This window comes from Serinibacter arcticus (assembly GCF_004786095.1).
Taxonomy (GTDB): Bacteria; Actinomycetota; Actinomycetes; order Actinomycetales; family Beutenbergiaceae; genus Litorihabitans; species Litorihabitans arcticus.
In genome coordinates, this window is record NZ_RHPJ01000002.1 from 511839 (window position 1) to 530329 (window position 18491).

Genomic DNA, 18491 nt, shown 5'->3' on the forward strand with positions numbered 1-18491 from the left:
TTGCCGTCGTTCCGCGGTTGCGGAGACGCGCGAGGCTACGGCTCGGATCCGCTGCGACGCCGCCCCGCTCCCGGCCTTGTTTTTGCGCACTCTTCACGCGTAAGGTGAAAACGCTTGCGCAAGCATTGCCGCTTGCTTACCGCCCACCCGAACCTCCCCACGAACGATCCTGGGGTGCCCGGGTGCGCGACTTCCGTCGTCGCCCGAAGGAGAACCGATGAGACGTGCAGGACACAGACGTGGGGTCGGGGCGCTGCTCGCCCTGACCCTCGCCGCGACCGGGGTGTCAGTGATGACCGCCGCCGCGACGGCAGCGCCGGGTACGCCCGACGCCACCACCAGCCAGGCCGACGCCACCCAGGCCGCCGTCGAGCCCGACGCCCTGGCCCGCGCCGCGGAGGAGGTCGCCCCGACCGCCGCGGACGAGTGCATCCCCAACCCGTACGGGACCCGGGACATCTTCCTGCGCGGCGCGATGAACGGCTGGGGCACCTCGCCCTCCTACCGCTTCGTCTACAACTGCGACCGCTTCGAGCTCCTCTTCGAGGCCACCGGCAGCCTGGACTTCAAGGTCGCCGACGGCAGCTGGAGCGGCGACACCGACTTCGGCCGCCCCGCCGGCGCCGGCCAGCCCGTCGCCGGGACGCCCTTCACGCTCGCCGCCGCGGGCAGCAACCTCAACTTCGAGTTCACGGGCCAGCACCTGGCCACGCTCGACGTCTCCGAGTCGGCCACCGCCCCGACGCTGCGGTTCGACACCTGCTCCGCGAGCCCGCTCGGTGCCGCCGAGGTGAACGTCATCGGTGACCTCGGGGGCCAGGCCTCCAGCGCGCCGTTCCTCTGGGCGTGCAACGCCTACTTCCAGAACCTCGACGTCGAGGGCACGCACTCCTTCAAGGTCGGCGACCCCGCCTCCGCCTCGAGCGTCTTCGGCTCGGGGAGCGGCGCCGTCGTCGTCCAGCCGGACGAGCCCGTCGCCCTGACCTCCGCCGCGCAGAACCCCCAGACCGCGGACCTCACCTTCGACTTCACCGGTGAGCACACCGCGAAGCTCGACTTCGCGGGCGACGGCGGCGCGCCGCGCCTCACGATCGGCGCGCGCTCCTTCGTGAACCCGGGCGTCCCGGTCGTGGTGACGAACCCGATCGCCCGCAGCGTCTCCTTCGACTCGCGCGACGAGGCCGACAAGGCACCGTTCGGCGCCGTGACGGCGGGCTCCGCCGTCGACTTCTCGCTCGAGGCCCTGCCCGGGGTCACGAGCGCGACGCTCGTGGTCGAGGACCGCGTCTTCGAGGGCAACGCCGACGTGCTCGACTACGTCGACACCGTGCGCACCCCGATGGTCCGCTCCGACGCCGGTGACGGCACCGACCGCTGGAGCGCCACCCACACGTTCGACCCGATCAGCGTGTACGGGTACTACTTCGAGCTCGAGATCGCCGGGCGCGACTACGTCTACCAGAACAACGACAGCGCGGTGTACTGGACGACCGAGCGCGGCACCTTCGGCCAGGGCGAGATCGGCTTCGCGCCGAGCACGCCCGACCAGATCCGCCGCTACCGCCAGACCGTCTACGACGCGAGCTTCAGCGTTCCCGAGTGGGCCAAGGACGGCGTCTACTACTACGTCTTCCCCGAGCGGTTCCGCGACGGCGACAGCACGAACAACCCCAGCGCCGAGGACACCTACCTCGGCGGCCCCGTCGAGCTCCACGAGAACTGGAACGACCGCCCCTCCATCCCGGGCAGCGGCGACGGCTTCGACAACACCTGGAACAACGACTTCTTCGGTGGCGACCTCGCCGGCGTCACCGAGAAGCTCGACTACATGGAGGAGCTCGGCGCCACGATCCTCTACATGACGCCCGTCCTCGAGGCCGGCTCTAACCACAAGTACGACACGGCCGACTACGACCAGATCGACAACGCCTTCGGCACCAACGAGGACTACGAGCTCCTCACGCAGGAGGCAGAGAAGCGCGGCATCCGCGTGATCATGGACGCCTCCTTCAACCACAGCGGCAGCGACAGCCGCTACTTCGACCGCTACGAGCGCTACGACGACCTCGGCGCGTTCGAGGGCGGCACCGTGCAGCCCGACTCCCCGTGGGCGGACCTGTACGAGTTCGAGGGCAACACCTACCAGGGCTGGGGCGGCGACTCCATGCCGGAGCTCGCCGAGTCCGACGCCTGGAAGGACCTCTCCTTCCGCGACGACGACTCCATCACCGACACGTGGCTGGACCGCGGCGCCTCCGGGTGGCGCATGGACGTGGCCCCGTGGGTGAGCGACGACTTCTGGCGCGAGTGGCGCACGAACGTCAAGGCCAACGACCCCGAGGCGCTGACCATCGCGGAGACCTGGTTCGACTCCTCGAAGTTCTTCCTCGGTGACACCTTCGACACCACGATGAACTACATCTTCCGCAACTCCGTCATCGACTACGCCGCCGGTGGGGACGCGCAGGAGATCTACCAGAACATCGAGCTCATGCGGGAGTCCTACCCCGAGGAGTCCTTCTACGCGCTGATGAACCTGCTCTCCACACACGACGAGGTGCGCGCCCTGAACGAGTTCGGCTACACCAGCGACTCGTCCACCCCGGAGGAGATCGAGATCGCCAAGCAGCGCCTGCGCCTGGCGGTGTTCTTCCAGATGACCTTCCCGGGCAGCCCGGCGGTCTACTACGGCGACGAGGTCGGCGTCACCGGCGGCGCGGACCCCCAGAACCGCCGCACCTACCCCTGGGCGGACGAGGGCGGCAGCCCGGACGAGTCCCTCCTGGCCGACTACACCGAGCTCATCGCGATGCGTCACGACAACGACGTGCTCCGCCGGGGCAGCATCGACGCCCCGATCTACCTGGACGAGGAGCTCATCGTCCTCGCGCGTGAGTACGACGGCGTCCTGGCCGTCACCGCCTACAACAACGGCACCGAGGACCGCGAGGTCACGGTCGACATCCCCGCGGAGTTCGCAGGCCTGACGTTCGCCGACGCCCTGACGGGCGAGGAGACGACCGCGGGCGGCACCACCCTGACGATCAGCGCGCCCGCCGTGTTCGGCACCGCGCTCATCAGCCAGGGCGACGCCGAGCCGCAGCCGGCGCCGTTCGTGGACGTCCCGTTCGGCACGCAGTTCTTCGAGGACATCCAGTGGCTGTTCGACAACGAGATCTCGACCGGCTGGGAGACCGAGGAGGGCCGCGAGTTCCGCCCCGTGACCCCGATCGCCCGTGACGCGATGGCGGCGTTCCTGTACCGCCAGGCGAACTCGCCCGAGTTCACCGCGCCGACGGTCTCGCCGTTCTCGGACGTGAGCACGAGCAACCAGTTCTACAAGGAGATCGCCTGGCTGGCGGATCAGGAGATCTCCACCGGCTGGGCGAACGGCGACGGGACGTACTCCTACCGTCCGCTCGAGCCGATCGGGCGTGACGCGATGGCGGCGTTCCTGTACCGGATGGCCGAGGAGCCGGAGTTCACCGCTCCGACGACCTCGCCGTTCACGGACATGACCCCGGCGACGCAGTTCTACTCCGAGGTCACGTGGCTGGTGTCGGAGGAGATCGCGACCGGCTGGCTCGGCAACGACGGGACGGCGATCTACCGCCCGACCACGCCGATCAACCGTGACGCGATGGCCGCGTTCCTGCACCGGTTCGACGATGCCGGGTTCTCGAACGTGGGGGCGTCGGTCAGCTGACCGGTCCCACCTCCAGCACCTGCACCGCCTGCACCACAGCGCCGCCCCCGGCGGGTCATCGGACCCGCCGGGGGCGGCGTCGTTCGTCGGGGTTCGTCAGGGGGTGGTGGACTGGTTCCGTGCCCACCGCCCGCAGCGCCGCGCTCCTCGTGGCCCGGCCCGACGCCGTCGCCGGACCGCTGCTCCTGATCGGCCACATGGGCGGTCCGTTCTGGGCGCGCAAGGACGCCGGCGCCTGGTCGATCCCCAAGGGCGAGCACGCCTCGGACGAGCCGGCCGAGGCGGCCGCCCGTCGCGAGCTCGCGGAGGAGACCGGGTACGTCTGGCCGGTTGCGGCGCCGCTGGTGGATCTGGGGGAGTTCCGGCAGTCCCGGAAGGTCGTGCGGGTGTTCCTGGGTGTCGAGCCCGCGACGCCCGACGGCGGAACCGCGGCCCCGTGGGACCTGGACGCGTTCACCTGCAACACGTTCGACGTCGAGTGGCCGCCCCGCTCCGGCGTCGTGCGGACGTTCCCGGAGCTGGACAGGGTCGGCTGGGTCAGCACCCAGATCGCCCGGACGCTGCTCGTGGCGGGGCAGATCCCGGCGGTGGACGCCGCCGTCGGGCGCCTCGGCGGGGAGTCGCGGGACCCGGAGGCGGCGCGCTACCGCGCTCTGTAGCGGAGGGCCTGTCCCTTCGGCCGGTGTGCCCGTCCCTTCGGACGGTCTCACGTCGATCGCGGCCGTCGGCGTCGGCGGCATGACGCCACTCCGTCCGGCGCGCCCCGCGCTCAGACCGTCCGAAGGGACAGCGACACCGGCCGACGGGACGGGGTGGCGGACGACCGGCAGGCGCCGCTCGACGGGACGGCCCGTTCCCGGCCGAGGCAGAGTGGAGGCATGCCCGACGTCACCCGCGCCACCACGTTCGCCCTCGCCGTCGAGAAGGCGGTCGACCCGACGACCGTCCGCGAGGTGACCCACGAGGCGTTCAACGACGACGCCACCAGCGGCGGGTTCGCGTTCCACTACGACCACGTGATGCTGATCTGCGGGGTCGCCGGCGGGCGCGCGTGGTCGGTCGACCCGGGTACGGACGAGGGGCGGCGCGAGGCGGTCGAGGCGTTCTGGCGCGTCGCCCGACGGCGCAGCGAACGACTCACCCGCACCGTCGACCCCGCGACGCTCCCCGCCACGACGCGGGCCGCCGTCGCCGCCCTCGTCTCCGGCGCTCGCAGCGTCGGTGACCTGGAACCGCGCCCGCTGGAGAGCGACGACGAGCGCGCCCGCGCCGACTACCTGCTCATCCTGCTGCGCCGGTACGCCTCGGCCGCGTCCAACGCCTCCAACGCCTCCAACCAGCCCCCGATCGAGGCCGACGCCCTCCGCGTCGTCGCTCGCCACCAGGTCTTCGTCCGCGGCACCGACCACCGCGCGCACCCGTGCCCGCTGTGCGGCACCCCCGCCGTCGGCGGCCCGCGCTACCCCCGCGCCGTCTGCGACGACTGCCGCGACAGGATCCGCTGCGCCCACGACCGCCCGATCGGGGGCGAGAACATCGACCTCGGCGGTGGTTTCGTCGCCCGCCACACCGACGACGGCACCGCCTGCGACACCACCACCGCCGACCACCGCGCACGGGTCGACGACCGCCCCGTCCGCATCGACGAGGCCCACATGGGCGGCGTCGTCATCGAGGCGCTCCTGCCGCCCGAGGTCGAGCTGATCCGGGGCGACATCACCCGGCAGGAGGTCGACGCCGTCGTGAACGCCGCGAACTCGGGCATGCGCGGCGGCGGGGGAGTCGACGGCGCGATCCACCGCGCCGGCGGCCCGGCCGTCCTGGCCGACTGCCTCGCCCGGTTCCCGCGCGGCCTCGCCGTCGGGGACGCCGGCTGGACGACGGCGGGCGACCTCCCGGCGTCGCGCGTGATCCACACGGTCGGCCCGAACCACGCGGCCGGGCAGCGCGACCGTGCGCTCCTGGTCTCCTGCTACCGCCGCAGCCTCGAGGTCGCCGACGAGCTCCGGGCCGGCACCGTCGCGTTCCCGCTCGTCAGCGCCGGGATCTACGGCTGGCCGCTGCAGGATGCGGCGGACGCCGCCGTCGAGACCCTCGCGAGCACGCCGAGCGGCGTGCGCCTGGCGCGGATCGTGGCGTTCTCCGACGAGGCGTACGACGCCGTCGCCCGCGCTCTCGGGGCCCGCGGGACGGACTAGCTGCTCAGGCGGTACCGCTGGCGGGCGCGCTTCTTCTTCGGCGGCTTGCTCCACTGCCACCACGTGTAGTGGTAGTCGCCCTGCTCGACGGAGTAGGTCGCGCCGCACGCGGTGCACCGGCACTCGTACGTCATGCTCCACCCGGGTTCCGAGGTGCTGAGGATCTCCGCCTTGCCGGCCGCCACCAGCTTCGTGGGCTCGTAGAACAGCCAGCCGTGCCAGGTCGTGCACTCGCACTCGCCCGCCGCGGCGGCCTGGAGCACCCGGACGGCCTGCACGACGTGGTTCGCGTTCGAGTGCAGCGCGCCGCCGTAGTCGAGGTCGTCGGTCGCACGGTCGATCCGCACGGCGTGCGGCGCCAGCTCCTCGACGGTCGCGCGCTCGGCCCGGATCACCGCGTGCGAACCGCTCAGCGCGCGGCTCGCGTCGCCCGAGACGAGGTCGGCGAGGATGTCGGCGGCGGTGGGGGAGTCGGTCATCGGGTGATTGTCGCAGCGGCGCGTGCGACACCTCGACCACCCGCGCGGCACGACGGCGGAGGTCGCGGCCCCTTGCGCCGCGCGACGAGGTGCGGTGAGGCTGGGGCATGAGACGCACCGGAGCCGCCCTCGCCGCCGCCCTGCTCGTCACCGCGCTCGCCGCCTGCTCGCCCGGGGGTGAGACCGCCCCGCCCGCCAGCTCCGAGCCCGCCCCCGAGACGTCCACCAGCTCCGAGCCGGCGACGCAGCCGACGGAGTCGGAGACCGAGGGGACGGACGACGGCGAGGTCACCGCCATCCCCACCGAGGCCCTGCCGGAGACCCTCCTGCCCGCCGACCTCCTCGGCACGCCGGACCAGCCGCGCGAGGAGGCCCAGGGCGTGGCGCCCTGGCTGCTGCCCGAGACGTGCGAGCAGGTCACGCCGGACGCCGTCGACATGTGGACCGTGACGCAGGGGAGCGGTGAGGCCGAGGAGCCCGTCGGCGTCCACCAGGTCGCGGTGTTCCTCGACGCCGATGCCGCCGTCGCCGGGGCCGACGCCCTGGTCGCGGCGTTCGCCAGCTGCGCACCGTCCGAAGGGGCACCGACGATCTACGCCGTCGAGCCGCTCGACATCGGCGCGCAGGGCACCGGCCTCGCGACGGACTACAACGGCGTCTCCGCCGGCGGCGACCTCGACACCGCGCTGGGCAGCTACCTCGCCGAGACGCGCCGCGGCACCGCCGTCACGCTCACGGGGTTCCAGGGCGGGGAGGCGCAGGTCGGAACGTCGCGGGCCGACACCACGGCGCTGCTCGCCGGCGCGTGGGAGCGGCTGTGCGCCTACGACAGCGAGGGCTGCTGACCGGCCAGCACCGGGCAGAGTAGGCGCATGCACCGAACGCCCGGACCGGCCCCCGCCCGCCCCTCGGCACCGACGGCGAGCTGCTGATGCCGGGATGGCTGCTCCGGGTGGTCCGCTTCTCTCGAGCCATCTGGGTCAGGGCCGGCCTGTTCACGCTGGCCGGTGTGGTGCTCGCGCTCCTCGCCCCGGTGGTCGGCCGGTACGCCCCCGCGTCCGCGACGCTCGACCTCGGCCAGGACGCCGTCGCGACGATCCTGCAGATCATCGCCACCGCGATGCTCACGGTCACGACGTTCTCGGTCACCGCGATGGTCTCCTCGCTGACCGGGGCGGCCGGCACGACCACGCCGCGCGCGGTCACGCTGCTGGCCGAGGACCGGACGACGCAGACCGCGCTGGCCACGTTCCTGGGTGCCTTCGCCTTCGCGATCGTCGGCATCGTCGCGCTCGCCACGCAGTACTACGACGAGACGGCGCGCATCGTGCTGTTCGTCGGGACGCTGGTGGTGATCGTCGTCGTGGTGGTCACGCTCCTGCGCTGGATCGCGCACCTCGTGCGCTTCGGCCGTCACTCCGACGTGCTCGACCGCGTCGAGGAGCGGGCCTGCGCCGTCGTGACGCAGTATCGGCGTCAGCCCCGCTCCGGTGGCGCCGCCGAGGTGCCCGTCCCGGCCGGCGCCGTCGCCGTGACGGCCGGGTCGGCGGGCTTCGTCACGCACGTCGACGTCGGACGCCTGCAGAGGTGGGCCGGGGACGGGGGCCACCGCGTGCACGTCCGGTCCCTTCCCGGCGCTCTGATCGGTTCCGCGAGCGTCATCGCCCACGTGGTGACCGACGAGCCGGGCGACGGATCCGAGGACGTCGCGCGCGCCGTCCGGGCGGCCTTCGCCGTCGAGCGCCACCGCACCTACGAGCAGGACCCGCGCCTCGGCGTCGTCGCCCTCGGGGAGGTCGCCAGCCGGGCGCTGTCGCCCGCCACGAACGATCCGGGCAGCGCGATCGACGCGCTCGCGAGCCTGCACCGGGTGCTGGAGAGCTATCTCGGCGAGGCGACCGACGCCGAGATGCGGGCGGCCGCCGTCGAGCACGACCGGGTGCACGTGCCCGTGGTGACGCTCGACCAGCTGCTGGACGACGCGTTCGTGCCGATCGGACGCGACGGCGCCGCGCTGGTGGAGGTGATGGTGTGGTTGCAGCACGTCATCGAGATGCTCCTGCGCCTGGCGCAGGGGCCGGACGCGCAGGCGCTCCGCGACCTCTCCCTCGACGCCGAGGAGCGTGCGGTCGCGGCCACGACCAGCGAGCGGGACGTGGCCAAGGTGCGGCGCGCGGCCCGCGCCGCCCGCGCCGCCCGCGCGGAGCCGTCCTGAGCGGTGGGCCGTGCTGAGCGGTCGGCCGTGTCGGCTGCTTCCTGCGTGACCTCCGACCGGCTCCCCGCGACCGGGGAGCGGTGCCCATCGACGCCGTCGCACGGCCGCGGCAGCCTCGAGGGATGACCACGACACGACGCAGGATCGCCACCGCCCTCATCGCCGTCGCCACCCTCGGGGGTGTCGGCCTCTCCACCGCGGCACCGGCCGCGGCCGCCACCAGCTACCGGACCGCCGTCGGCGGCCCCTGGGACTCGTTCGCGAACTGTCGGAACTGGCTCGCCATCCAGGCGCAGTCCTACCCCGGCTCCTACGGGCTCTGCGCGAACACCACCTACCAGGGCATCTCGGGCATCTTCTCCGTCATCAACTACCCGCTGCGGTCCAAGAACTAGCGCGACCGGCCTGCGGCGGTCAGCGCGGCGGCGGGGCCGTGCTCCCGCGGACCACGAGCGTCGTCGGGAGGCGGACGTGCGTCGGGGGCTCGGGCTCCCCGGGTGCGTCCGCGCCGCCGCGGCTCCCCGCCGCCAACCGGGCCAGCAGCAGCTCGACCGCCGTCGACCCCATCTGCTGGATCTCCTGGCGCACGGTGGTGAGCGGCGGCGTCGTCGCGCCGGCCTCGGGCACGTCGTCGAACCCGACCACGGAGAGGTCCTCGGGAACCCGCACGCCGAGGCGTCGCGCGGTGTCGAGGATGCCCATGGCCGAGAGGTCGTTGGCCGCGAAGATCGCCGTGGGCGGCTCCGGCAGCGCGAGCATCGAGCGCGTGGGGGCGTCGGCGCCGTCGCGCTGGTACTCGGCCACGCGCACGAGCGAGGGGTCGACGACGACACCCGCCTCCGCCAGCGCCTGCCGGTACCCGGCCTCGCGCAGCCGCGAGGACTCCAGGTCCGGGCGGCCGGCGAGGAACCCGATGCGGGTGTGACCGAGCTCGAGCAGGTGCCTCGTGGCCACCAGCGCCCCGCCGAGGTTGTCGGAGTCGACGGTGGGCAGGTCGGCCGGCCCGGTGTGGGGGTCGACGGCCGCGACGGGGATGTCCTCGTCGGCGAGCGAGACGGTGGGGGTGACGAGCACCGCGCCGTCGATCAGCGTGCCGCTCAGACGTGAGAGGTAGCGCCGCTCCCAGCCCGGCCCGCCCGCCCCGCCGGTGTAGGCGAGAAGCGCGTACTCGGTCCCCGCGACGGCGGCGCCGGCACCCTTGAGGATCTCGGTGCTGAACGGCTCGAACTCGGCCACGAGGACGCCGATCACGTAGGTGCGGTGCGAGCGCAGGCTGCGCGCCACGATGCTCTGCTCGTAGCCGAGCCGCTGCACGACCTCCTGCACGCGGGCCACGGTGCGCACGGCGATGCCGTCGCGACCGTTGATCACCTTCGAGACGGTCGCCACCGACACACCCGCCTGCTGCGCGACGTCGGTGATCGTGACCCTTCGTGCCATGGGCTCACGGTACACGTGTCGAAAACGTTATCGATAACGATTGACACGACGGTGGGACCGGTGCCAGAGTCCTCAATCAGCAGGTCCGGTCGACGTCGATCGGAGGGGGCCGGCGGTGAGCACAGGAGCGCACCGACGCCGTGGCACGACCGGCCCGGGGAACGAACCCGGGCGCACCGCCACCCTCGGGCGAGGGCGGCGGACATCCGAAGCACTCGACGAAGAGGACTGATCGATGATGGCGACGAAGACGAGCAGGACGACGGCGGTCGCGGCCGCGGCGCTGATGGTGCTCGCGGGTCTCACCGCGTGCGGTGGCGACAGCGGGAGCGGAACCGGCAGCGAGGGTGGCGACACCGCCATGACCTTCTGGCACAACTCGACCACGGGTGACGGCAAGGCCTACTGGGAGGCCACGGTCGCGGCCTTCGAGGAGGAGAACCCCGGCGTCACGATCTCGATCCAGTCCATCCAGAACGAGGACATGGACGGCAAGCTCCAGACGGCGCTCAACTCCGGCGACGCGCCGGACATCTTCATGGCGCGCGGCGGCGGCAAGCTGGCCGACGTCGTCGACGCCGGCCAGGCGCTCGACCTCACCGACGTCGTGACCGACGAGACCCGCGCGGCCCTGGGCGAGGCGGCGTTCAACGCCTTCACGCTCGAGGACAAGGTCTACGGCATGCCGCTGTCGGTGCTGCCCGGCGGGATCTACTACAGCAAGGACCTCTTCGAGCAGGCCGGCATCACCGGGACGCCGACGACGATGGCGGAGCTCACCGACGCCGTCGCCAAGCTCAGGGCGGCCGACATCGAGCCGATCGCGCTCGGTGCCAAGGACGCGTGGCCCGCCGCGCACTGGTACTACTTCTTCGCGCTGCGGGAGTGCTCGCCCGAGACGATGGCCGAGGCCGCCACGAGCAAGGACTTCTCGGCGGACTGCTGGACCGCCGCGGGCGACGACCTCGCCGAGTTCTCCGCCGAGGAGCCGTTCAACAACGGGTTCCTCACCACCTCCGCGCAGCAGGGCGCCGGCTCGTCGGCCGGTCTGCTCGCCAACCACCAGGCGGCCATGGAGCTCATGGGCGCGTGGCAGCCCGGCGTCGTGGCGGACCTGACGCCCGAGGGCGAGCCGCTCGACGACCTCGGCTGGTTCCCCTTCCCCGCCGTCGACGGCGGTGAGGGCGAGGCCGGCGCGATGATGGGCGGCGTCGACGGGTTCTCGTGCTCCGCGCAGGCCCCGGCCGCGTGCGGCGACTTCCTCAACTTCGTGGCGGGCAAGACCTACCAGGAGGGCTACGCCGAGGCGTTCCAGACGCTCCCGGCCAACCAGGAGGCCCAGGGCGTCGTCACCGACCCCGCCCTCCTCGAGGTGCTCGCGGCCTACAACGAGGCGCCGTACGTGAGCCTCTGGCTCGACACGATGTACGGCGCGAACGTCGGCAACGCTCTCAACACCGGCGTCGTCAACCTGCTCGCCGGTGGCGGCAGCGCCGACGACATCGTCGCCGCCGTCGCGACCGCCGCCTCCCGGGAGTAGCGGCCGCCATGTCGGAGTCCACGAGCGCCGGCGCCGTCGCGACGGCACCCCCCGCTCCCCGACCCGGGTCCGGTCCGGGCCGTGCCGGCCCGCCCGGCCGGCCCGGCTCCGGCCGGACCCGGTCCGGCCGGCGGCCCACCACCTGGCGCACGCGCGCGGAGATCGGACTGCTGGCAGGCCCGGCGATCGTGGTCTTCCTCGCGTTCGTGATCGTGCCCGTCCTGATGGCGGCCTACTACGGGTTCTTCAGCTGGAAGGGGTTCGGGGCCCCGAGCGACGTCGTCGGCCTCGGGAACTACCTCGCGATCTGGCGGGACGCGACGTTCCACGACGCGCTGCGCCACAACGGCGTCATCGTCGTGATGTCGCTGCTGCTCCAGGGTCCGGCCGCCATCGCGCTCGCGCTGCTGCTCAACCGGCGCATCCGCGGCCGCTCCGCCATCCGCGTGCTGATCTTCGTGCCGTACGTGATCTCCGAGGTGATCGTCGGCACCGGCTGGAGCCTGCTGCTGCAGACCAGCGGCGCGGTCAACGACCTGCTGGGCAAGATCGGGCTCGAGGGCTGGGCCGTGGACTGGCTGTCGGACCCGTCGATCGCGATCTGGTCGCTCATGCTCATCATCACGTGGAAGTACGTCGGGTTCGCGGTGATCCTGTTCCTCGCCGGGCTGCAGTCCATCCCCGAGGAGCTGCACGAGGCGGCCGCCATCGACGGCGCGTCCTACTGGCAGATCCAGCGCAGCATCACGCTGCCGCTGCTCGGCCCGACCATCCGCATCTGGGCCTTCCTGTCGATCATCGGCGCGCTGCAGCTGTTCGACCTCGTGTACATCGTGTGGGGCCAGTACGTCGCCGCGACGGCGGGGACCTCCACCATGGCGACCTACATGGTGGTCAACGGGCGCAACGCCGGGAACCACGGCTTCGGCAACGCCGTCGCCGTCGTGCTCTTCCTGATCTCGCTCGTGATCGCCCTGACGTACCAGCGGTTCGTGCTCCGCCGCGACACCGAGGGCGCGCTGACCGAGAGGAAGAAGTGATGTCGGCCTCCGCCGTCCAGACCGCTCCCACCGCCGCGCGACCCGTCCGTCCGGACGGCCCGAGGCGACGACGCAACCTCGCCTTCGAGCGCGTCAACCCGATGGTCTACGTGGTCGCGTGGCTGCTCGTGGGCCTGTGCATCGCGCCCGTCGCCTACATCGTGCTCGGCGGGCTGCGCACCAACTCCCAGATCACGGCCGACCCCTCGGGGCTGCCGACCACGTGGGAGTTCGGCAACTACGTCGAGGTCCTGACGAGCTCGCTCTTCTGGCAGCAGTTCGGCAACTCGCTGGTCATCGGGCTGGCGACCACGCTGGGCGTCGTGGTCCTCGGGGTGATGGCGAGCTTCGTGCTCGCGCGCTACGAGTTCTCCGGCAGGGCGGCGATGTACTCGCTGTTCGCCGCCGGCCTGATGTTCCCGATGACGGTGGCCATCACACCGCTCTACATCATGATCAGGGGCCTCGGCCTGATGAACAGCGTGCCCGGCATCGTGCTGCCGCAGATCGCGTTCGCGCTGCCGACCACGATCATCATCCTGGTCCCGTTCCTGCGGGCGATCCCCAAGGAGCTGGAGGAGGCCGCGGCGATCGACGGCGCGAGCCGGCTCGGGTTCTTCATCCGGATGGTGGTGCCGCTGTCGGTGCCCGGCGTCGTGACCGTCGGCATCCTCGCGTTCGTGGCGAGCTGGAACTCCTACATGCTGCCGCTGTTCGTGCTCAACGACGAGAGCTCGTACACCCTGCCCCTGGGCGTGCAGTCCTTCGCCTCGCAGTACTCGGTCGACACCGCCCGCGTGCTCGCCTTCACGTCCCTGTCGATGATCCCGGCGCTGATCTTCTTCTCGCTCTTCGAGAAGCGCATCGTCGGTGGTCTGACGGGAGCCGTGAAGGGCTGATGGCCGTCGTCACCCCCACCTCGAAGGAGTCCGTCCCCGTGCCCGAGGACCTCAGCACCACCCAGACCTCCCCGCGCGTGCGCGACCTCCTGGCGCGCATGACGCTGGAGGAGAAGCTCGCGCAGCTCGTCGGCTACTGGATCGACCAGAGCGGCACCGTCGCCCCGATGCAGTCCGAGATGGCGGCGGGCCAGGCGCCGAGCGAGGAGCTGCCGACCCTCACGCGCGACGGCATCGGGCACTACACGCGCGTCTACGGCACGCGTCCGGTCGACCCCGCCGAACGTGCCGCGTGGCTGTGGGCCGAGCAGCGACGTCTCGTGCGCAGCACCCGCCTCGGCATCCCCGCCCTCGTGCACGAGGAGTGCCTCACCGGCCTGGCCGCGTGGCGCGCCGCCACGTTCCCGACGCCGCTGGCCTGGGGTGCGTCGTTCGACCCCGAGCTCGTGGCCGAGATGGCGCGGGCGATCGGCGACTCCATGCGCGCGCTCGGCATCCACCAGGGGCTCGCGCCCGTGCTCGACGTCGTCGGCGATCCCCGGTGGGGCCGCGTGGACGAGTGCATCGGCGAGGACCCCTACCTCGTCGGCACGGTCGGCACCGCCTACGTCCGCGGCCTGCAGGAGGCGGGGGTGCACGCCACGCTCAAGCACTTCGTCGGCTACTCCGCCTCGGCCGCCGGGCGCAACCACGCGCCCGTCAGTGCCGGGCCGCGCGAGATCGCGGACGTCTACCTGCCGCCGTTCGAGATGGCGGTGCGCGACGGCGGCGCCAGGTCCGTCATGAACGCCTACGTCGCGCTCGACGGCGTCCCGCTCGCCGCCGACCCGACCTACCTCACGGGCGTTCTGCGGGAGGCGTGGGGGTTCGACGGCGTCGTGGTGGCCGACTACTTCGCCGTCGCCTTCCTGGAGGTGATGCACGGCGTCGCGGCCGACCGGGGCGAGGCCGCGGCGCTGGCGCTCGCGGCGGGCATCGACGTCGAGCTCCCGACCGGCGACGCCTACCTCGCGCCGCTGGCCGAGCGCGTCAGGGCCGGCCTCCTGGACGAGGCGCTCGTGGACCGCGCCGTGCTGCGCGCGCTGTCGCAGAAGGAGGAGCTCGGGCTGCTCGAGCCCGGGGCGTTCGACGACGAGCCGCCCACCGACGTCGACCTCGACCCGCCCGGTCACCGGGCGATCGCGCGACGGCTCGCGCAGTCCTCGCTGGTGCTGCTGAGCAACGACGGCGTGCTGCCGCTCGCGCTGCCCGGCGGTCCCGGCCCCCGCGTGGCGGTCCTCGGGCCGAACGCCGACCGCACCGAGGCCCTGATGGGCTGCTACTCCTTCGCCAACCACGTGCTCGCGCACCACCCGGGCGTCGAGCTCGGGTTCGAGGCGCCCAGCGTGCTCGCCTCGCTCCGCTCCGCCCTGGTGGACCGGGCCGAGGTCGTGCACGAGCAGGGGTGCGACGTCGAGGGCGCCGACACGTCCGGGATCGCGGCAGCGGTCCAGGCGGCGCGGGGCGCCGACGTGGCCGTCGTGGTCGTGGGCGACCAGGCGGGACTGTTCGGGCGGGGCACGGTGGGTGAGGGCAACGACGTCGAGTCGCTCGAGCTGCCGGGGGTGCAGCGCGCACTCGTGGAGGCCGTCGTCGCGACCGGCACCCCGACCGTGCTCGTGCTGCTCACCGGTCGCCCGTACGCGATCGGGTGGGCGCTCGACGGCGAGGCGTCGGATCCGCGGCCCGGCGCCGTCCTCCAGGCGTTCTTCCCGGGCGAGGCCGGGGGCGAGGCGATCGCGGACGTGCTCACCGGCGTCGTCGCCCCCTCCGGGCGACTGCCCGTGTCGCTGCCGCGCGCCGCGGGGGCGCAGCCCTACCGCTACCTCCAGCCGACCCTCGGCGGCCACTCCGACGTCACCTCGGCCGACCCGACGCCGGTGCGCCCGTTCGGGTTCGGCCTCGGGTACACGACCTTCGACTACGCCGACCTCACCGCCCCCGCCGAGGCGGCTGCGGGGGCGGTCGTCGAGGTCGGCGTCACGGTGCGCAACACGGGGGAGGTGGCGGGGACCGACGTCGTGCAGCTGTACGGGCGAGACGTCGTCGGCTCGATCGCCCGACCCGTGGCGCAGCTGCTCGGGTACGCGCGCGTGACGCTCGAGCCCGGCGAGGCGCGCCGCGTGGTGATGACCGTCCCGACGGCGCGGTTCGCGTTCAGCGACGCGCGCCTGCGGCGCGTGGTCGAACCGGGGGAGACCGAGCTGTGGGTCGGGTCGCACGCGAGCGCCTCCGCCCGCCCGGCCGACGTCGCGGACACCACCGGTGGTGTCATCACCAACACGCGGACCAGCGCGCGCTCGGAGGTCCCGGGCACGGCGACGCCGCGGCACCGGCTGCTCCTGACCGGCGAGGTCCACGAGGTCTCGGCGCAGGACGCCCGGGTCGTGACCGTCCGGATCGGGGACGCGGCCGAGGTGGCGGTCCCCGCGACGTGAGGGCGAGCAACCCGATCCTGCCCGGCACCTACCCCGACCCGTCGATCTGCCGGGTCGGGGAGTGGTTCTACCTGGTGTCCTCCACGTTCGAGCACCTGCCGGGGCTGCCGGTGCACCGCAGCCGCGACCTCCTGGCGTGGGAGCCGATCGGCCACGTGGTGGACCGGCCCGGGATGCTGGACTACGCCGGCATCCCGTCGTCCGGCGGGCTGTACGCACCCACGATCCGCCACCGCGACGGCGTGTTCTGGGTGGTGTGCACGCTCGTGACCCGGGGGGCGCCCGGTCGTGGTGGCACGTTCGTCGTGACCGCCACCGACCCGGCGGGACCCTGGTCGGAGCCGTCCTGGCTCGACGTCGACGGCATCGACCCCTCGATCCTCGTGGCGAGCGACGGCCGGTTGTGGGCGCACGGCACCCGCCTCGCCCCCGACCCCGCGTGGGAGGAGCAGACGGAGGTCTGGCTGCGGGAGCTGGACCCGGAGGCGCGGCGGCTCGTCGGACCGGAGTCGGTGATCTGGACCGGTGCCCTTCTCGGCGCGGTCTGGGCCGAGGGGCCTCACCTGTACGAGATCGACGGGACCTTCCTGCTGCTGGCCGCCGAGGGCGGCACGGACCTGCACCACGCCGTCTGCGTCGCGCGGGCCGACGACGTCCGCGGGCCCTACGTCGGCCATCGCGCCAATCCGGTGCTGACGCACCGCCACCTGGGTCGGGGCGCGGCGGTCGTCGGGGTCGGTCACGCCGACCTCGTGCAGGCCGTGGACGGTTCGTGGTGGGCGGTGCTGCTGGCCATGCGTCCCTACGGCGGCTACCACTACCCGCTCGGGCGGGAGACCTTCCTCGTGCCCGTGGCGTGGGAGGACGGGTGGCCGCTGTTCGCGCCGGGAACGGGGCGGGTGCCCGACGTCGTCGACGTGCCGTTCGCGACCGGTGCGGCACCGGGGGTGACGCAGGGCTTCGCCCGCGGACCGGTGCCTCCGGGCGATCCGCGGTGGAACGGGGTGCGGGCGCTGCCGACGGAGGTGGGGCGCGTCGTCGGTGCGTCCTGGGTGCTGCCGGTGCGGCCGGCGACGCTCGCCGACGTGGCCGTGCCGTCGTTCCTCGGGGTGCGCCAGCAGCACCGCGACCTCGACCTGATCCTGCGGCTGCGCGCCGACCTCGCCGCGGGGGAGGAGGTCGGGCTCGCGGTGCGGCAGTCGGAGAACGATCACGCGGTGCTCGCGGTGGGTCGCGGCGCGGTCTCCGGGCCGTGGGTCGCCCGTGTCGTGCACCGCCGCTCCGGCGTCGAGCACGCCACGGCATCCGTGGTGCTCGAGGGTGGGGGTGACGACGTCGTGCTCCGCCTCCGGGCTCGCGGTCTCGACCTGGCGTTCACCGCGGCGGTCGGTGACCGGTCCGCCGTCGAGATCGGCACGGTCGACGTCCGCACGCTCGACAGCGTGAGCGCGGGCGGCTTCCTGGGGCTGTGGCTCGGTGCGCTCGCCACGAGCCACGGACGCGACAGCTCGTCGGTGGTGAGGGTCGATTCCCTGGAGTACGTGCCGGTGGTGGGGCCGTCGGCCGCAGCGGGCTGACCTCCGTCGCCGCGGTCCGGATCCCCCGGGCGCGTCCGTCGAGGGAAGGCGGCACAGTAGGGCCGTGGAAGAACCCCGCGCCGAGGCGCCCGCCGTCGAGCGGTTCGTCTCCGACCGGCCCGTCTCCGACCGGCCCGTCTCCGCCGAGCTCGCCCGCGATCTGGCCGAGCGCCGTGCCGCCGACCCCGCCACGGTGGCGCGCGTGTGGCACCACGGGTTCGCCGCCGACGCGGTCTCCGGCGGGCACGCGTGCACCTACGACGACCGGCTGCTGATCCTCGACGCCACCGGCGCCGTCACGGTCGTCGCCGATCCGGGGACCCGCGAGACGCGGCTCGCCGTCGTCCAGGAGCACTGGGAGGCGGCGCAGGCGGCCTCGCTCCCCGCCCGGCTCGCTGCCCTCGACGAGACGTCGCGCCTCGCCGTCGCCTGCCGCGCCGCCGGCGTTCGCACCGTGCTGGAGCTGCCGGCCGACCCGTCCTCGGGTGTCCGCCGGGGCACCTCCCTCACGGAGGACGAGCGGATCGCCGTCGACTCGTGCCTCGCCTACCTCCGCTTCCACTCCGGTGCGCGCACGGCGCTCGACGCCGTCCGGGCGCTCGAGGGTCAGGCGAGGCGCGGCCACCGGACCGCGCTCGCGATCCACGCGTGCGGGTCGTGCGGGTATCCGGCGCTCGGCGAGGGTCCGTGGGGCCGCACGGTGTGCGAGGTCTGCGCCGAGCGGACGATCTGCGCGCACGATCGCGCCGTCCGCGTTCTCGCGCGGCGGTCCGACTCCCTCGCAGCCGGGCACGCCGACGACGGCACCGCGTGCGAGGTGACGGCGACGACCCGCACGGCCCGCGTCGGCGACGTCGCCGTGACGCTGTCCACGTACGAGGGAGACGTCGTGGTCGAGGTCGCCGAGGCCTGAGCCGGCG

At 73.2% G+C, this 18491-nt stretch carries 14 protein-coding genes; 12 read left to right on the plus strand and 2 right to left on the minus strand.

All coding sequences use genetic code 11. From position 1 onward, the window contains the following. Positions 1–217: 217 nt before the first annotated feature. The 3 genes from SERN_RS15765 (at position 218) to SERN_RS16040 (ending at position 5904) form a co-directional block, all read left to right on the plus strand. A complete protein-coding gene (locus tag SERN_RS15765; RefSeq protein ID WP_158292595.1) occupies positions 218–3706 on the plus strand; it encodes a glycoside hydrolase family 13 protein in 3489 nt (1162 codons plus the stop codon). A 119-nt stretch (positions 3707–3825) separates the two neighbouring features. Continuing rightward, positions 3826–4365, plus strand: coding sequence for an NUDIX domain-containing protein (locus SERN_RS07010; RefSeq protein WP_135849394.1), 540 nt, complete (start codon positions 3826–3828; stop codon positions 4363–4365). A gap of 219 nt (positions 4366–4584) precedes the next feature. Further along, positions 4585–5904, plus strand: coding sequence for a macro domain-containing protein (locus SERN_RS16040; RefSeq protein WP_332888464.1), 1320 nt, complete (start codon positions 4585–4587; stop codon positions 5902–5904). Here SERN_RS16040 and SERN_RS07020 read toward each other — a convergent pair. Further along, positions 5901–6383, minus strand: a complete 483-nt coding sequence (locus SERN_RS07020) for a hypothetical protein (protein ID WP_135849395.1) — start codon at positions 6381–6383, stop codon at positions 5901–5903. The two genes, SERN_RS16040 and SERN_RS07020, sit on opposite strands and share 4 nt — an antisense overlap. A 107-nt stretch (positions 6384–6490) precedes the next feature. Here SERN_RS07020 and SERN_RS07025 point away from each other — a divergent pair, with 107 nt between their 5' ends. The 3 genes from SERN_RS07025 (at position 6491) to SERN_RS07035 (ending at position 8993) form a co-directional block, all read left to right on the plus strand. Next, positions 6491–7228 carry a hypothetical protein gene (locus tag SERN_RS07025; RefSeq protein WP_135849396.1) on the plus strand — a complete coding sequence of 246 codons (738 nt, stop codon included), beginning with the start codon at positions 6491–6493 and terminating at the stop codon, positions 7226–7228. A gap of 86 nt (positions 7229–7314) precedes the next feature. Beyond that, positions 7315–8598 carry a DUF2254 domain-containing protein gene (locus tag SERN_RS07030; protein ID WP_135849397.1) on the plus strand — a complete coding sequence of 428 codons (1284 nt, stop codon included), beginning with the start codon at positions 7315–7317 and terminating at the stop codon, positions 8596–8598. Positions 8599–8720: 122 nt separating this feature from the next. After that, positions 8721–8993: a hypothetical protein gene (locus SERN_RS07035; RefSeq protein ID WP_135849398.1), complete on the plus strand. Its 273-nt coding sequence runs from the start codon at positions 8721–8723 to the stop codon at positions 8991–8993. A 19-nt stretch (positions 8994–9012) separates the two neighbouring features. On the opposite strand, the gene SERN_RS07040 is transcribed toward SERN_RS07035, so the two are convergent. Beyond that, the gene (locus tag SERN_RS07040) at positions 9013–10038 is read right to left on the minus strand and encodes a LacI family DNA-binding transcriptional regulator (protein ID WP_135849399.1); all 1026 of its coding nucleotides are present in this window, start codon (positions 10036–10038) and stop codon (positions 9013–9015) included. Positions 10039–10276: 238 nt separating this feature from the next. Here SERN_RS07040 and SERN_RS07045 point away from each other — a divergent pair, with 238 nt between their 5' ends. The 6 genes from SERN_RS07045 (at position 10277) to SERN_RS07070 (ending at position 18484) form a co-directional block, all read left to right on the plus strand. Next, positions 10277–11578 carry an extracellular solute-binding protein gene (locus SERN_RS07045; RefSeq protein WP_135849813.1) on the plus strand — a complete coding sequence of 434 codons (1302 nt, stop codon included), beginning with the start codon at positions 10277–10279 and terminating at the stop codon, positions 11576–11578. 8 nt (positions 11579–11586) lie between these two features. Next, complete coding sequence (locus SERN_RS07050) at positions 11587–12618, plus strand: ABC transporter permease subunit (RefSeq protein ID WP_135849400.1); 1032 nt, start codon at positions 11587–11589, stop codon at positions 12616–12618. Further along, positions 12618–13517 (plus strand): carbohydrate ABC transporter permease, encoded by a 900-nt coding sequence (locus SERN_RS07055; protein ID WP_135849401.1) that lies wholly within the window; start codon positions 12618–12620, stop codon positions 13515–13517. Before SERN_RS07050 ends, SERN_RS07055 begins: the two co-directional genes overlap by 1 nt. A 98-nt stretch (positions 13518–13615) precedes the next feature. Further along, positions 13616–15994: a beta-xylosidase/alpha-l-arabinosidase gene (locus SERN_RS07060; RefSeq protein ID WP_233251585.1), complete on the plus strand. Its 2379-nt coding sequence runs from the start codon at positions 13616–13618 to the stop codon at positions 15992–15994. After that, the gene (locus SERN_RS07065) at positions 15991–17571 is read left to right on the plus strand and encodes a glycoside hydrolase family 43 protein (protein WP_135849403.1); all 1581 of its coding nucleotides are present in this window, start codon (positions 15991–15993) and stop codon (positions 17569–17571) included. The genes SERN_RS07060 and SERN_RS07065 overlap by 4 nt, the downstream gene beginning before the upstream one ends. A 64-nt stretch (positions 17572–17635) precedes the next feature. Continuing rightward, positions 17636–18484, plus strand: a complete 849-nt coding sequence (locus tag SERN_RS07070) for a hypothetical protein (RefSeq protein ID WP_135849404.1) — start codon at positions 17636–17638, stop codon at positions 18482–18484. Positions 18485–18491 lie beyond the last annotated feature (7 nt).

Coding starts and splice junctions, on each gene's coding strand:
- SERN_RS15765 (WP_158292595.1), top strand. CDS start 218: ATGAGACGTGCAGGACACAGACGTGGGGTCGGGGCGCTGCTCGCCCTG.
- SERN_RS16040 (WP_332888464.1), top strand. CDS start 4,585: ATGCCCGACGTCACCCGCGCCACCACGTTCGCCCTCGCCGTCGAGAAG.
- SERN_RS07020 (WP_135849395.1), bottom strand. CDS start 6,383: ATGACCGACTCCCCCACCGCCGCCGACATCCTCGCCGACCTCGTCTCG.
- SERN_RS07025 (WP_135849396.1), top strand. CDS start 6,491: ATGAGACGCACCGGAGCCGCCCTCGCCGCCGCCCTGCTCGTCACCGCG.
- SERN_RS07030 (WP_135849397.1), top strand. CDS start 7,315: ATGCCGGGATGGCTGCTCCGGGTGGTCCGCTTCTCTCGAGCCATCTGG.
- SERN_RS07035 (WP_135849398.1), top strand. CDS start 8,721: ATGACCACGACACGACGCAGGATCGCCACCGCCCTCATCGCCGTCGCC.
- SERN_RS07040 (WP_135849399.1), bottom strand. CDS start 10,038: ATGGCACGAAGGGTCACGATCACCGACGTCGCGCAGCAGGCGGGTGTG.
- SERN_RS07045 (WP_135849813.1), top strand. CDS start 10,277: ATGGCGACGAAGACGAGCAGGACGACGGCGGTCGCGGCCGCGGCGCTG.
- SERN_RS07050 (WP_135849400.1), top strand. CDS start 11,587: ATGTCGGAGTCCACGAGCGCCGGCGCCGTCGCGACGGCACCCCCCGCT.
- SERN_RS07055 (WP_135849401.1), top strand. CDS start 12,618: ATGTCGGCCTCCGCCGTCCAGACCGCTCCCACCGCCGCGCGACCCGTC.
- SERN_RS07060 (WP_233251585.1), top strand. CDS start 13,616: ATGACGCTGGAGGAGAAGCTCGCGCAGCTCGTCGGCTACTGGATCGAC.